Genomic DNA, 14074 nt, shown 5'->3' on the forward strand with positions numbered 1-14074 from the left:
ACCTCATCCATTCATACACATTTTCAAATCCAGAAGCATTTTTTCTTCCAGCTTTTCTTGTGCTTTCGCAAGCTTTCTGCAATCTTCTTGATACATCTCATCAATGACACGTTCTTTTTCTTTTACTTGCTCTAAAAGGCTTTCATTTTTTTGAATAAAACCTTCTGTTTTTTTAATTTTTCGATTCCATTCTTCTATTCTTTCAGGTGAAAACGTATGTGAAGAAAGCATGCCAGCCATAATACGTTGCCCAGTTTGTACGACTTTACTACGCGATTTCACAACATATAAATCATATTCTTTTTTTTGTTCTATTTTTCTTTTTTCAGCTGTTAATTCATACACTTCTTTTAAAATATGCTCTTTTTCTTGATTTATTTGCAATTTTATTGTGTCGTACTGCTGTTTATCCACCTGTTTTCATAGCCCCTTCCTATTATAACGTTCTCTTTTTCTATTATATAGTTTTTTTCCAAAAAAATCTGTGAAATATTAAAAAACAAAAAATAAGACCTCTTGGGCAGAGGCCTTATACTATATGGTGTATCGCTTCAACGATATCATCAAATGGGAAACTATCCGATCGGCCTTGCTTTAAAAATCTATTTATGCCTTCTACTTTATTTTTACATTCAAAAATATAAGCATTTTCTTCATTTTCTTGAATCGTTCCTAACTTAAAATACAATTCATTTTCTTTATAAATTGATAAAATCTTTCTCATTTCATTTGCAAGTTGCCAATGATGTGGTGAAACGATTTCTTCCATAATCCTACTTACTGAATCTAATACTGAAATTGCAGGATAATGACTAAGCGTTGCAAGCTCACGCTTTAATACGATATGTCCATCTAAAATACCACGTGCTAAATCTGGTACAGGACCATTTAAATCATCCCCATCAACAAGTACCGTATAAATACCTGTTATAGATCCCTTTTGTGTTTTTCCAGACCGCTCTAACAACTTCTTCATATAACTTTCCATTAACAGTGTTTTACCACCAATCGGTAACTCTTTAACAGCAATATCAACACTTCTTCGTGCATCGGCAAAACGAGTAACAGAGTCCATCATAAGTAATACGTTATTGCCTTGATCACGGAAGTATTCAGCAATAGACGTTGCGAGTTTCGCTGCACGAAGTTGCATAAGGTGACTTTCATCTGACGTCGCTACAACAACGACGCTTTTTCGCATCCCTTCCTCGCCTAACTCTTTTCGAATAAAGTCTTTTACTTCCCGGCCACGTTCTCCTACTAAACTAATAACGTTTATATCAGCTTTTGCATTTTTTGCTATCATTCCAAGTAAAGTTGATTTACCAACACCTGAACCAGCAAAAATACCAATCTTTTGACCGATACCAATTGTTAGCATAGAATCAATTGATTTTATTCCTGTTTCAAATACATCGGTAATCTCTTCACGTTCAAATGCATGTATAGGCGGTGCATCTAGTTTTATTTTCTGTAATGGAATGTTTTCAGCTTCCTCATTTAACACTTCACCATTTGCACTTAACACTTTTCCGAGCAAGTGATTACCACGTGGTACAACAACATCTTCTGAAACTAGTGTCACTGAATCTCCATAACATACTTTTTCTGTCTGTTCAAATGGAAGTAGCATATTATTTTCTTTTTCAATGGCAATCACTTCACATAAGACGTTATGTTCTCCAACGAAGCAAACATCTCCGATCTTCGCTTTCGGCCCTTTTGCTACGAAAAACTGTTCTTGTACACTATGAACTTTGCCTACTTTCGTATACAGCGGTGTTTCAATGAACTTATTCCATTTTTCGTTCTCATTCATTAACAGGCGGCTCATACATTTTGCTCCTCAAATAACTTCTCTTCTTCCCATTTCTGACGAAGTTTCGCAAATATAGGTGCAAATTTAAATTCAAAGAACTCTTTCTCTTCTTCCAGAACAAATTCACCAAACTGCAGGGAGAAATCATATTTCCATTCTACTAATTGTAGTAACCAATATTCTTTCGTATTCTCCTTCTCTTCTTGAATACGTTCAAACGTTTCTGGATGTACTGTAATGATTAATTTTTCAAACGAAGTTGGCAATGTTTGCACGATGCCAGTTAAAATAGGTAGCACATCAAGCAATCGTGAATCTACCGCTTGATTCACAATTTTTTCTGCTAAATGAAATGATTGATCCCATAATAACTCTGTCCATTCATATGCTATTTCTTGTTGTTCTTTTTGAAACTGCACACGCGCTGCTTCCATCTGTTCCATTTGTTCATGAATATGCATTTGAAATTGTTCTTTATCTTGTAATAACTGCTGACGCTCTCGTTCTAGCATTTGCTGCTCTTGCCTTAGCTGATTCATTTCCATATGTAATGATTCTTGCTGGGCGCGAAGCTCTGCATGATCTGCTTGTAATTCTTCCTCTTCTATTTGGACTGAAGCTGGTTTTGGAAATTGTAATTCATACGTTTCTTCAGAAAAAGAAACAGAATTCTTCGGAATTCTGTTTTTAAATAAGGACATCCTCTTCACCTCTTTGAACGATAATTCTTCCTTCTTTCTCTAGCTTTTTCACTGTACCAGTGATCGTTTGCTGCGCTTTTTCAGCATCCGTCATCTTAAGCGGTCCTAAGCCATCTAATTCTTCTAGAATCATCTCTTTACGGTTTGAAGACATACATGTAAATAATTTCTCTTTAATTTCTTCTTTTGCAATTTTAAGTGCTTTCGCAAGAACACCGTTATCTGTAATTTCTTCTAATACACGGCGAAGCGCAAGATCTTCAAGACCAAGTAAGTCTTCAAAGACAAACATATTTTCTTTAATTTTCTCAGATAACTCATAATCGACTTCATCCAGTTTTTGAAAGACTGTTTTTTCAACACCTCGTGAAACATTATTTAAAATGTTTACGATTGTTTTCAAGCCATCAGTTTTATTAATTGCACTAAATGCCATATTATTTAATTTCGTTTTTAACAACTCACCAATTTGATTAATTAATTCACCATCAACTTGTTCTAGTTTCGCAATACCCATTACCGTTTCTACTCGCTTATGATCTGGCAATCTCTCAATTAATTGAGACGCAAGTTGCGGTTTAATATAAGAAGCGATAATTGCAATTGTTTGTGGTGACTCATCATTAAGCACTGTAAGAAGTGGTTCTAAATCTGTAAGTGAATTTAAGAATTCAAATGGATTATCTTTGTTATACCAAAGGTCTTCCAATAATTTTTCCAGTTCGTCTTCTGGCATGTTTTTAAATATACGACGAATATACTCTTTATCTGGAGTGACTAAGTTCAATTCTTTTACATTTAGTTCATATAAGAACTCTCCTAGTACATTCTCTAACGTTTCTGGTTTATATACACGAAACTTCGCAATTTCACGAAGTAATACTTCTTTTTCCTCAGCTGTCATATATTCAATGACTTTTGCTGCCACCCCTTCGTCTAATGTACGAATGAGGATGGCAGCTTTTTCTTTGGAGGAGATTTCATCTAACATCGTTGTTCCTCCCTTACTGTCCGTTTAACCATTTTTTAATTACTTTTGCAGTACCTTCTACATGTTCTTTCGTAGCATCCTGCACTTGTTCATCTAACGTTGGTTCTTTCGGTTCTTCTGGTTCAGGTTTTGGCTCTGGCACTATTTTTTCTTCAGGAATTTCCAAGATACTTTCATTACTTGCAGCAATTTCATCTTCTGCTAAGTATTCTTCATATTCCTCTTCTTCTTTCTTTCTCTTACGTCTTGCTAATAAGAACCATACTAGACCACCGATTGCTAATAAGCCAGCTGTAATTCCACCGAATAACCACCAGTTCATACCACTTTTTTCTGGCTCTTTCTCTTTTTCAGCTTTCGGCTGATCGAACTGAACAGTTACAACGTTAACTTGACCATTTATAAAGTTACCGTTCGGATCAGCTTGAAGTCCTGCCGCTGTTCCAATTGCTTCTTTGAAAGTAGTCATATCAATTCTTCGTTTTACTAACGTATCATTATCTACCCATACAACAACATTTGTTTTCGTTAATTCTGGGTGTTTCTTAATTGTTTCAACTGTTTTATCTATTTCATAGTTTTCGATTTTGTTGCCATTTTTATTATCGTAGACAACTTTACCATTTTGATTATTGTTCGTACCGTAGTTTGGCACTTCACCGTTCGCTGTAATACCAGCACCTTGCTTCGTATCTGCCCCTTCTTGCGCAGTAGAGCTTTCTTCTTGCTCTTGTTTACTACGAAGTACACCTTTATCACCATACTTCTCTGACTGACGTGTAACTTCATCGTAGTTTACAGATACTTTCGTATTCACTTTATATTCATTCGGTTTAAACATCGTCATTAACGTTGCATCAATATCTTGCTTTAATTTACCTTCAAGTTGGTGCTGCATCTCTACTTCTTTCTCATAAGAAGAGGAACTACTAGAATGTGCTTCATCTGCCCCTTTTGAGATAACACCTTTTTTACTATCAATAACACTTACTTCTTCTGCTTTCACACCAGGAACCGCTGCACTAATCATTTGCTGTATACCTGCAACTTGATCAGCCGTTAACAATTGTCCACGTTTCACTCCAACCGTAATCGCCGCTGTTCCTTTCGCTTTTTCTTCATCAAAAATTGTCTCTTTTTCAGGCAATGTAATTTGAACATTTGCCGTTTCAACTGTCGCAAAGTTTCTTACAATATCTTGTTCCAATTGCTTCTTCGTACCGACAATTTGCTTCATTTTTTTATCTTGTTCACTTGAACCGAGAGAGCTTTCTAATAAAATTTCTTCACCGCTTTTCGAATTAAACGGTAAGCCCATCCCATTCATTTCTTTTCGAACCCATGGAGCATCATTCTTTTGCACACGAATTGAACCATCGGCCGCTAATTGGTAATCGACACCTAACTTCGATAATTCTGCTGTAATCTCTTGTTTATCTGCATCATTTAAATTTTGATATACAACAACATATTTATCTGGCAAGGTGAAGTATAAAAGTGCTCCTGTTACAATCGCTAAAAGCGCAGCACCGATTACTAACTTATGCCACGTTTTTAACGATTGGATAACATTTTTCATCTTTTCCATTTAAACACACCCGTCCACTTTCCTAAATTTGCATATTAATTAGTGACTTATAATTTTCAATAAGATTATCACGTACAAGAGCAGCCGTTTTCATTTGAGACTCAGCTTTCTTTTGCTGAATTAAAACGTCATGTGTTTCTCCTACCCCTTTAGTTAGTAAATCATATACTGCTGTTTGTGCATTGTTTTGCGTTTGATTCATATCTTCCAATAAATCAATAAACTTTTTCTCCGGAGCTACAGATGTTTGAGAAGTTTTCGGTGCACCAATTGACTGAATTGCTCCAAATGGTTGTGTATGTAACATTGGTTGAATTTTCATATTACGATTTTCCCCCTTATCCTCGGCCGATTTCTAAATCTTTATCAAGCATTTTTTTATTCGCATTTAATACACTCGTATTCGCTTCATACATTTTTTGAGCAACCATTACATTCGTCATTTCAGCAGTTACATCAATATTTGGATAACGTACATATCCTTCTTCATTTGCGTGCGGATGCGTCGGATCATACACTAAATTTTCCGTTTTGTCTGCTTCAATACTTTTTATTTTTACTCCATTAGTAGGAGCCCCATCTAACATACTTGCAAAACTATTGTTTGATTCTAACACCACACTACGACGCTCATATAAATCTGCCCCCGGAGCCGCCGTCGTATTTGCATTTACAATATTGTTAGAAGTAACTTCCATCCACTTTCTCGCTGTCGTTAGCCCTGAGCCACTTGCATTAATTGCCTGAAACATCCGTTGTCTCTCCTTCTACTTTTAACGTCCGCGTGCCGCTTGGTTAATTGCATATTGTGTATTAATTGCGTTAATTGAAATACCGTATAACTGATTTGCTTTCATTAAATCTAGCATTTCTGTCGTTACATCCACACTATTTCCGTCTTTATTCGTTTGCATTGATTTTGTTTGAATCTTTGCATATGTATTTTTCGTATTTACTGTCGGTAAGTGCATTTCATTCGTTTGATATAAATCTGGATTGCTCTTTAAATCAGCCGCATTATTTTTATATAAGGCACTACTTTTATTCATCTGCTCAGCAAATGTTACATCTTGTGCTTTATAGCCAGGTGTATTCGCATTTGCAATATTACTAGAAACAGTATTTCGTTTCGTCACTAAATAATTCATATAATGGCTTACATCACTCACTAAATCTGGCATATTCCACACCCTTCCTTTTCTAACGTAATGATCCACTGATAGAAGTTTCACTTCATTATTTATTTTCTTATATGCGTTTATTAAAATATTTACTATTATGTACCCTTACATATTTTATTCCATTTTTTCATTGTTGTCTTTAGAAAAATACAAAAATATAAAAAAGAATGCAAAAAACTGTATACACATAGTAATCTATAGAACATTTCAATAGATAAACTACAAACTAAAGTCCATTTTTCTATTATTTAGATTACTATTATTTTTTCATCACAGTCATAAAATGAAACCTCAATCAGCGGCGTTCTTTATGTAAACGAAGGAATAGACCCCCTTTTAAAAGGGGAATCTGTTTCCAAACGTTATTATTAATATTTACCGTAAAATGAATTAGCCTTCATTCGCCCATCATTTGTCATAATCATTTCTTCCAAAATCTTTTGCCTATCCCGAATATGCTGAGCTGCCTTAATAATGAACGGGCTTACTTCTGCTGCAACTTGCGCACGCGTTTCTTCATCCAATGTCATCATCCAGCGATTTAACATCTCACTCTTCTCAGCAAACTCTCTGTCTGACACTTGCAATTCACCGATTTCATTAAAACAGCTGACAAACGTCCGATAAATATCATTGTTCATTTTCAAGTGCTCCGCGGTAACCGTCTATTAAATCTTGTAACACTTTCACAATTGCATCAATATCTTTCGCTTCACGCGTTACTTTCATCGTTTGAATTTGAATGCTAATCCAATCATATAAACCATAGAGACTATCATATAAATCTTTCGTAATTTCAGGATTTAATTGAAGTTTTAGTTCTTCAAAAATACGTTCTAATTTTTCAAGAAGTGCGTCCCCTTCTTGTAGTTTAAAAGTATGTAAAAGTTCTTCTAAATTACGAAACTCTACAATACATCTTTCATAAATAAAAATTGTATTTTTAATCGGATTACTCGTCATAATATCATTTTGCATATAACGTTGCCATGCTTGCATACGATCACTTCCTCAACTTTCATTAATCATCACTTTTTTGTTTTGTCATTGCTTTAATTGTTTTTAGTTGGCTATCAAGCGCTGCTAATGTACTCTCTAGCTTTTGATACTTCTTCACAATTTCATCTTGTTTTTGCAAGTTTTGCGTCTCAATATCTTTAATCTTTTTATCTAAATCACTTACACGTGAGTCAATGTTTTTAACTCTCTCGCCGACTACACCTTTATCACCAAATAGTTTATCAAGCGGTTCTTCCATCATTTTTCCTAAACCGTTAGAACTAAAGAAAAATTGCTTCGCTGCATCTGGCTTCTCTTTTAATGCTTTCGTTAACTTTTCGTCATCAACTTCCATCGTTCCATCTTGCTTTAATTGAATACCAAATGTGAATAAATAATTACCATCTTGAGAAAATGTTACGACATTGTTCATTGCCTGACGCACACTTTGCATAATAGCTTGACCTTGAAAAGCTCCACCTTTTCCAGCAAAGATATCTACTGTAGAAACAGCTTTATTATAATCAGCTACCATTTTTTTAATAACATTCGATGCGTCTGTTACGTTTGAGTCATTTACTGTAAACTTTAGATCTATACCTTTTGCTTTTGGATCTGTTGTTGCACCAGCATCTGGCGCTCCTTCTACTTTCGGCTCAGTTACCTTTAACAACTCAATTTTCACACCAGGAAGAGCTTCAATTGTATTAGTAGAACCTTCCCCTTTGATACCATTAATAGTATACATAGCATTTTGTGCTTCATTGATTGTATTGAGCGCTGTGCCATCCGCCTTAGCTAAACCCATATCTTGAAATAGTGTAGATGTGCTCGCCTCAAACTTAATCTGTCCATCTGTTCCCTCTTTTTTCGAGGTCATGAAAATTTTATTTCCAAGTGTATAAGCTGATACGCCATAATCTCCATCATTAATCTTATTAATTAAATCTTTATATGTCATATCAGTTGTTACTTTTAGTTCTTTACCACCTAGTTTTAATGTTTCATCTTTAGGAAGCTTTGCATTTATATCTTTAATTTCATTTGAAGCTATTTGATGACGCTGTGCAAGCTGTGTAATTGTCATATTAAAAGTACCAGCAATCGCACCACCATCTGCTTTTACATTAATATAACCGTCTTGTGATGTTGTTACCTTTTTCTCATTCCCTTTAAAAGCCGCTAAGTTTTTAAAAGTTTGTGTAAAAGAACTAAATTCTGATTTTAAACTTGTATATAGTAGTTTATCATTTGTAAGGTCATTCTTTTCTTTCGTATATGGTGTTTTCCTCATATCTAAAGCATTCATTTCTAATTCGACGAAGTTAGAAGTATCGATCATATTATTTCCGAGGTTCCAAATTTGTTGTCTACCACCAATACCTGTCATCGTTGTTCCTGCCATTTTTCTCACTCCTTATAGATTACATGTAGTCTAAAATACTCGTTTTACTCATCGTACTAACCGCTTTAAGCGTCGCTTCATATGTTGCATTTATATATGCCAAGTCAGAAATTGCGACCGCTAAATCAACATCCTCAATTTCTTTACGGTTTTCTTGAAGCGCTAAGTTTTGCTCACTTAAAATTGTTTTAAACGTCTCCATTGTGTTCATTGTTGAACCAACTTCAGTCGTACGGTTAATGATGCCATCTAAGTTTTTCTTGTTTTCTCCTAATAACGGTTGTAACGCTTTTTGGTCACCTTTTTGCATCGCTTCGCTCATCTGTTTTAACGTTTTTATTACCGGGGATAACAATGCTTCTCCATTACGGAATGCTTTTAATTCATAACCATCATTTAGTTGCCAGTTCACATCATTTTTTCCGCCCTGGTACGTACCATCTTCTGTAAATGGTGACTTTTCTGCACTATCACCACCGAAAATATAACGACCTTGCTCTTTCGTATTCGCTAAATATACAACTTGTTTTAAAATTTGATCAATCTCTGCACCGATGGCTTTCAATTCTTTTTCACCATTCGGCTCATTTAATGCCTGTACCGTTAATTGATCTGCTCTCGTTAAAGATTTAAAAATACCTTGTAAAGTATTCTCAGTTTGTGTTAATACATTTTTTGAGTCAGCTAAATCTTTTTGCATTTGTTCAATATTCGCCAATGAATGTTGAATCGCAAATGATTTACTCGCTGCAAGTGGATCTTCACTCATAAGAAGATTTTTCTTCCCTGAAGTTACTTGGTTTCTATGGTATTGTTGTTGCACATTCAAATCCATTAACTGATTCTTTGCCCAGTTTGCATTTTGAAATGTAGATACTCTCATTTCTATCTCCTCCTTATATATTTCCAATCAATTATTATCACTTATCGAATAATCGAAAATAGACTATCAAACACTTCATTCATCGTAGTAATAGCTTTAGAGTTTGCGACGAAATATTTTTGGAAGGCCATTAAATTTACCATTTCCTCTTCCATATTTACACCTTCAACGCTCATTTTTTCTTGTTGAATACCTTCTAGTAAGTCGCCATGAATTTTTTGATAACCATTTACTGCACTTTTATCAGATGCAACACGAACTATAAATTGGTCTAATGCTTGTTTATAAGAAAGACCTTCTTTATAATCGTCATCTGTAACTGCTGCTAGTTTATTTGCTGTTTCAGCAGACATTTTCATTTTCGAAACATCTTTTTGGAATTCTGGATTTAACTTCATCTCTTTCGCATAATCTCCAACGAAGAAATCTTTTCCCATCACTGTATTCACTTGATTTTTCATTGAACTCATTAAGTCTTCGAGATTTTTTTTATAATCAACAATCTTCGCTTTCGTATCAATCGCTGATTTTATCGCTCCGCTAGTTACAGAGATTTCTGAACCGTAAATCTCAACTGACATTGGGTCTTTTTCTTTATTTAATTGAAGTGGATATGTATCTTGTCCATTTACTGTTAAAATACCATTCATTCTAACACTCGCGATATTAGGATTCATAGATTCATAAGATACTTCGATGTTTGCATACTTAGACATCTCTGTAACGATGCGATCTCGTTCGTCTAAAAGTTGATTCGGCACTTGTGTACCCGCTTGTCCAATTTTATGATTCGCTTCTGCTAAACTAGCAGCCAGACGATTAAATTCATTAACATGCGCTTCAATATCTTCTGCCGTCTGCGCTTCCACTGTATCTAAGTTTTTCGCAAGACGATTTACTTGACTAGTGAACTTCCCAGTTTCAGAAATTAATGTATCGTAGTAGTTTGGTTGTTCTGGATTTTTTGCTACTTCACGAAAGGCATTAAAGAAACCGTCCATTAAACTAGATAATGAATTCTTCCCTGTCGTTCCAACCATAGACTCTACACGTGATAAAGTCGAATTCATGTAGTTATAGTAAGAGAGCTGAGATAATTGATCATTAAACTGCTTCGTTTTTACCTCATCAGTAATACGGTCAACACCTAGCGTTTGTACACCGTAACCAATTCTCTGTTCTGGCGTATGACCATTGCTTGCTCCAACAGATCCGTAATTCACCATTTGACGAACATAACCCGGTGTATGAATGTTAGACAAGTTTTGTTTCGTTGTTTGTAACCCCATTTGAGCCGCTAACATCCCCGATAGCGGTGTATTATAATCAGATAATCTCATAAAGCTTCACTTCTCCTTTACAATAGTTCATTCATAAAGATTTGCGAATTATTGTTTCGCTCTAAGTTATATTCAGAAACAGAATCCACAATACTTTCTGTAGTTTTTAATAGTACGTTTAAGTAATATTGATTTTTCAAAAGAATCATTTTTACATTCTCTTCTAATTCAGTTACGTTTTTTTGTAATTCTTCCATTTTTTCAATTTCTTCTTGAGAAAAATACGAAAATAACGCACTTACACGAAACGATTCAACTCCTTGTTCTTTACAGAACTGAACAACCATTTCTTCAAATGAGCTTGATAACCCTTTTAAACCATCAATGTACTGCAATTGCTCTACTTGCAACTTTTGAACTGCATTTACATTTTTATTTTTTAAATTCTCATATATTTGCTCTCCAAGCGCTTGAATATTTTCATACGCTTTTTGAATAATAACGAGTTTTTCATATAATTGTATGTACATATAGCTTCCTTCCTTTTACAAGACTAAATTCACAATTAAACCATGGATTTCTCCAATTTGATTTAACATTTCTAAATGTCCTGTTTTCGTATTAATTAAGTTCATCACATCTTCTAATTCATTCAATCCCATTTCTGCCTGTTTCACAATCGTCATTTTCTGTGAATATCCGTAACGTGGGTGACGAGACATGACATCTTTATACTGCAATACATTATCAACGTAAAAATTCAAAAATGATTTTACTGTATTTTTGTATTCCATTACATTATCAAGCGTTAATTCCATTTCAATTTTCTCTTTAATTTCTCCAATATTATCGACAAACGCTTCCATTTGTTCTAGTAATTTATCTTTTTTCGGATCTGCATGCAAATTATCCGAAAATGCAAGTCCTGTCCTGACATTTGCTTCTTTCGGCATTTGAGTAGCAGGTGGTATATGCGATAAAATTGGATTATGCGAGATAGAACGTAGCATATATATCACCTATTTATTTTTTTATTTCTTCCTAAACTTAATCGTAAAATCCAGTTATTTATAATTATACTCTGAACAGTAATATTTTGCAGTTATTTTTTATAAAAGATATGTTACAATTTAGCATGAGGTGGCACAATTCTATGAATATTTTCCTTTGTGGTTCAAATCAATTAACAGCATTAGATCAAGAAGAAATTAAAAAATTTTTAACTGACTATGCTCACAAACATAAAATTTACATATTATGTTATAAATCTATTGAAAATGAGGTTCTTCGTTTTTTCGTTGAGAATGAAAGACTCGCTCAAAATTTATGCCTTTACACGCTGCAACCATTGCAAGCAATTACAGATGAATTCCAAGAAGTCGTTGATTACTTAAAAAAACACGGAGCCGAATATGTTGCTTTTGATCATCCTTCTGACTCCATTTACCGATCAGATTATATGTTTTTTGTTAAACAAATTATTGAAGACACTGATTTAGTTCTCTGTTTTTATAATGGGGACAAACATACATCTGTCATCCCTGTCGATGTTGCAAAAGAAGCAGGTATTGATGCTGTCATTTATGATTTACCAGGATTACATGAAAAGCAAATGAAAAAAAGCTTTGAACAAAAAATTCGTATGATGTAAAGGGGGAGGCACAATATCATTATTGTGCCCATTGTAAATATGATAATTGAACAAGATTATGATCATTTTATCGCGAGTTTTAAACAACAATTCAATATGGACATCGCTTCATATAAACAAGATAGAATGCGCCGTAGAATCGATGCTTTCATTTCGAGAAAAGGCTTCGAAAACTACACTAATTTCTTAAACAAATTACGCGCTGATCAAAATTTATTTTTAAATTTTATTGACTATATTACAATTAACGTTTCAGAGTTTTTTAGAAATAAAGAACGATGGCAAACTTTAGAGTCGAAAGCACTACCAAAATTACTCGAACAAAATAGCGGAAAATTAAAGGTATGGAGTGCCGCCTGCGCTGCTGGTGAAGAACCGTATACACTCTCTTTAATTTTATCGAAGCATCTTGCTCCATTTCGTTTTGAAATTCAAGCAACAGATCTTGATTTTCATATTTTAGAAACCGCAAAACGCGGTCAATATACAGAACGTTCTTTAAAGGAATTACCTACTGATTTGAAAGAACGTCATTTCACAAAAGAGAATGATCTATATTCATTGCATCAAAACATTAAACAAAACGTCTCGTTTAAACAACATGACCTTTTAATGCAGTCATTCGATACAAATTATGATTTGATTATTTGTCGCAATGTAATGATATATTTCACAGAAGAAGCAAGAGTAAAACTTTACGAAAAATTTAGTCGTTCTTTACGAAAAGGCGGTGTACTATTTGTTGGTAGTACGGAACAAATTTTAACACCCGAGCGTTACAATCTTCAGCGATTTGATACATTCTTCTACGAAAAAATATAAAAGAGGTCGTCACAATGGAGTGACGACCTTTTTACATAACTCGAATTAAAATAATACCGACAATCCATATAAAGAGAAAAAGAAGCGTCATAGACCATTTATGTTCTTGCATCGTTTGTTTCAATGCCTGTGATAATTGTGTCATGTTCATTTCCGCAAGCGCTCTCCATACACTTACATCCCGATCTTTAGCAATGCGGTCTGTAACACTAATTAAAATTGTTTCGTTAGACAATTTCGTTATATAAGCAGTAATAACCGTTACCATCAAATTTATATTTCCTTCTGAAGAATCACTTTCCACTCTAGAGATAAGTGCACTCACATCTAGTAACGGAATATGTACTTTTCTACCAAATGATAGTTGTACTTCAGCGAAATCATATGTTCCATCTAACAAAGGAAGTTCTTTTATATGCGCCTGCTTAACAAGCCCTTGTAGGCTTCTAATTACTTGTTCAAATATTTTTTCTGTTTGCTTACCTTCTCCAGATAACGTATGTAACTTTTTAAAAAGTTGTAACACTGTATCCATCTCTTTAGAAAGCATTTCCTTCATAATCTTTCCATCACTTAAACTTGCAAGTAAAATACCTATTTCATTATTTTTCGAAATAATTTTAGACTGTCCAGTAAACACTAAATTGCTACGCTTTCGTTCTTTCTGGATTTCATGCTCCGAAATAGCTGCAGGCTGTTTTAATGGTTGTAACGCCTTATCTTCAATTGTCGTACGTTTAATCTCCATTTAAGC

Annotated in this window: 18 protein-coding genes; 2 read left to right on the forward strand and 16 right to left on the reverse strand. The window is 34.3% G+C overall.

Annotated features, from left to right (window positions below; genetic code table 11):
- Positions 1 to 3: 3 nt before the first annotated feature.
- The 15 genes from GBN91_RS07365 to GBN91_RS07435 form a co-directional block, all read right to left on the reverse strand.
- Positions 4 to 414 carry a hypothetical protein gene (locus GBN91_RS07365; protein WP_000360859.1) on the reverse strand — a complete coding sequence of 137 codons (411 nt, stop codon included), beginning with the start codon at positions 412 to 414 and terminating at the stop codon, positions 4 to 6.
- Positions 415 to 529: 115 nt separating this feature from the next.
- The gene (locus GBN91_RS07370; protein ID WP_152121367.1) at positions 530 to 1834 is read right to left on the reverse strand and encodes a flagellar protein export ATPase FliI; all 1305 of its coding nucleotides are present in this window, start codon (positions 1832 to 1834) and stop codon (positions 530 to 532) included.
- Entirely contained in the window at positions 1831 to 2520 is a 690-nt protein-coding gene (locus GBN91_RS07375; protein ID WP_000051695.1) for a FliH/SctL family protein, read from the reverse strand. Before GBN91_RS07375 ends, GBN91_RS07370 begins: the two co-directional genes overlap by 4 nt.
- Positions 2507 to 3511 carry a flagellar motor switch protein FliG gene (fliG, locus tag GBN91_RS07380; protein WP_000883356.1) on the reverse strand — a complete coding sequence of 335 codons (1005 nt, stop codon included), beginning with the start codon at positions 3509 to 3511 and terminating at the stop codon, positions 2507 to 2509. The genes GBN91_RS07375 and fliG overlap by 14 nt, the downstream gene beginning before the upstream one ends.
- Positions 3512 to 3524: 13 nt before the next feature.
- Positions 3525 to 5099 (reverse strand): flagellar M-ring protein FliF C-terminal domain-containing protein, encoded by a 1575-nt coding sequence (locus GBN91_RS07385; RefSeq protein ID WP_000413931.1) that lies wholly within the window; start codon positions 5097 to 5099, stop codon positions 3525 to 3527.
- Between the two features lie 22 nt (positions 5100 to 5121).
- Positions 5122 to 5421 (reverse strand): flagellar hook-basal body complex protein FliE, encoded by a 300-nt coding sequence (gene fliE, locus GBN91_RS07390; protein ID WP_000701670.1) that lies wholly within the window; start codon positions 5419 to 5421, stop codon positions 5122 to 5124.
- A gap of 16 nt (positions 5422 to 5437) precedes the next feature.
- Complete coding sequence (flgC, locus tag GBN91_RS07395) at positions 5438 to 5851, reverse strand: flagellar basal body rod protein FlgC (protein WP_000484680.1); 414 nt, start codon at positions 5849 to 5851, stop codon at positions 5438 to 5440.
- Between the two features lie 21 nt (positions 5852 to 5872).
- Positions 5873 to 6331, reverse strand: a complete 459-nt coding sequence (flgB, locus tag GBN91_RS07400) for a flagellar basal body rod protein FlgB (RefSeq protein WP_370445031.1) — start codon at positions 6329 to 6331, stop codon at positions 5873 to 5875.
- A 317-nt stretch (positions 6332 to 6648) separates the two neighbouring features.
- Positions 6649 to 6921 carry a hypothetical protein gene (locus GBN91_RS07405; protein ID WP_016124342.1) on the reverse strand — a complete coding sequence of 91 codons (273 nt, stop codon included), beginning with the start codon at positions 6919 to 6921 and terminating at the stop codon, positions 6649 to 6651.
- Positions 6911 to 7279, reverse strand: coding sequence for a flagellar export chaperone FliS (locus GBN91_RS07410; RefSeq protein WP_001149516.1), 369 nt, complete (start codon positions 7277 to 7279; stop codon positions 6911 to 6913). The genes GBN91_RS07405 and GBN91_RS07410 overlap by 11 nt, the downstream gene beginning before the upstream one ends.
- A 22-nt stretch (positions 7280 to 7301) precedes the next feature.
- On the reverse strand, positions 7302 to 8684 hold the full coding sequence (locus GBN91_RS07415) for a flagellar hook-associated protein 2 (protein ID WP_046392539.1): 1383 nt from the start codon (positions 8682 to 8684) through the stop codon (positions 7302 to 7304).
- Positions 8685 to 8703: 19 nt separating this feature from the next.
- The gene (locus tag GBN91_RS07420) at positions 8704 to 9567 is read right to left on the reverse strand and encodes a flagellar hook-associated protein 3 (RefSeq protein WP_001266403.1); all 864 of its coding nucleotides are present in this window, start codon (positions 9565 to 9567) and stop codon (positions 8704 to 8706) included.
- A gap of 41 nt (positions 9568 to 9608) precedes the next feature.
- The gene (gene flgK / locus GBN91_RS07425) at positions 9609 to 10907 is read right to left on the reverse strand and encodes a flagellar hook-associated protein FlgK (protein ID WP_001239711.1); all 1299 of its coding nucleotides are present in this window, start codon (positions 10905 to 10907) and stop codon (positions 9609 to 9611) included.
- A 17-nt stretch (positions 10908 to 10924) separates the two neighbouring features.
- Positions 10925 to 11377: a hypothetical protein gene (locus tag GBN91_RS07430; protein WP_000275878.1), complete on the reverse strand. Its 453-nt coding sequence runs from the start codon at positions 11375 to 11377 to the stop codon at positions 10925 to 10927.
- 15 nt (positions 11378 to 11392) lie between these two features.
- Complete coding sequence (locus GBN91_RS07435; protein ID WP_000946323.1) at positions 11393 to 11857, reverse strand: YaaR family protein; 465 nt, start codon at positions 11855 to 11857, stop codon at positions 11393 to 11395.
- Between the two features lie 143 nt (positions 11858 to 12000).
- On the opposite strand from GBN91_RS07435, the gene GBN91_RS07440 reads away from it, so the two are divergent.
- Together GBN91_RS07440 and cheR are read left to right on the forward strand one after the other, a co-directional pair.
- On the forward strand, positions 12001 to 12498 hold the full coding sequence (locus GBN91_RS07440) for a flagellar motor switch protein FliG (protein ID WP_001020110.1): 498 nt from the start codon (positions 12001 to 12003) through the stop codon (positions 12496 to 12498).
- Between the two features lie 39 nt (positions 12499 to 12537).
- A complete protein-coding gene (gene cheR / locus GBN91_RS07445; protein WP_000582879.1) occupies positions 12538 to 13320 on the forward strand; it encodes a protein-glutamate O-methyltransferase CheR in 783 nt (260 codons plus the stop codon).
- Positions 13321 to 13351: 31 nt separating this feature from the next.
- On the opposite strand, the gene GBN91_RS07450 is transcribed toward cheR, so the two are convergent.
- A complete protein-coding gene (locus GBN91_RS07450) occupies positions 13352 to 14068 on the reverse strand; it encodes a hypothetical protein (RefSeq protein ID WP_000403950.1) in 717 nt (238 codons plus the stop codon).
- Between the last annotated feature and the right edge of the window lie 6 nt (positions 14069 to 14074).

Origin of the sequence: Bacillus sp. B1-WWTP-T-0.5-Post-4 (assembly GCF_009183795.1) — a bacterium.
Lineage (GTDB): Bacteria > Bacillota > Bacilli > Bacillales > Bacillaceae_G > Bacillus_A > Bacillus_A cereus.

Coding starts and splice junctions, on each gene's coding strand:
- GBN91_RS07375 (WP_000051695.1), bottom strand. CDS start 2,520: ATGTCCTTATTTAAAAACAGAATTCCGAAGAATTCTGTTTCTTTTTCT.
- cheR (WP_000582879.1), top strand. CDS start 12,538: ATGATAATTGAACAAGATTATGATCATTTTATCGCGAGTTTTAAACAA.
- GBN91_RS07440 (WP_001020110.1), top strand. CDS start 12,001: ATGAATATTTTCCTTTGTGGTTCAAATCAATTAACAGCATTAGATCAA.
- GBN91_RS07415 (WP_046392539.1), bottom strand. CDS start 8,684: ATGGCAGGAACAACGATGACAGGTATTGGTGGTAGACAACAAATTTGG.
- GBN91_RS07385 (WP_000413931.1), bottom strand. CDS start 5,099: ATGGAAAAGATGAAAAATGTTATCCAATCGTTAAAAACGTGGCATAAG.
- GBN91_RS07405 (WP_016124342.1), bottom strand. CDS start 6,921: ATGAACAATGATATTTATCGGACGTTTGTCAGCTGTTTTAATGAAATC.
- fliG (WP_000883356.1), bottom strand. CDS start 3,511: ATGTTAGATGAAATCTCCTCCAAAGAAAAAGCTGCCATCCTCATTCGT.
- flgC (WP_000484680.1), bottom strand. CDS start 5,851: ATGTTTCAGGCAATTAATGCAAGTGGCTCAGGGCTAACGACAGCGAGA.
- GBN91_RS07450 (WP_000403950.1), bottom strand. CDS start 14,068: ATGGAGATTAAACGTACGACAATTGAAGATAAGGCGTTACAACCATTA.
- fliE (WP_000701670.1), bottom strand. CDS start 5,421: ATGAAAATTCAACCAATGTTACATACACAACCATTTGGAGCAATTCAG.
- GBN91_RS07435 (WP_000946323.1), bottom strand. CDS start 11,857: ATGCTACGTTCTATCTCGCATAATCCAATTTTATCGCATATACCACCT.
- GBN91_RS07420 (WP_001266403.1), bottom strand. CDS start 9,567: ATGAGAGTATCTACATTTCAAAATGCAAACTGGGCAAAGAATCAGTTA.
- GBN91_RS07370 (WP_152121367.1), bottom strand. CDS start 1,834: ATGAGCCGCCTGTTAATGAATGAGAACGAAAAATGGAATAAGTTCATT.
- flgK (WP_001239711.1), bottom strand. CDS start 10,907: ATGAGATTATCTGATTATAATACACCGCTATCGGGGATGTTAGCGGCT.
- GBN91_RS07410 (WP_001149516.1), bottom strand. CDS start 7,279: ATGCAAGCATGGCAACGTTATATGCAAAATGATATTATGACGAGTAAT.
- GBN91_RS07430 (WP_000275878.1), bottom strand. CDS start 11,377: ATGTACATACAATTATATGAAAAACTCGTTATTATTCAAAAAGCGTAT.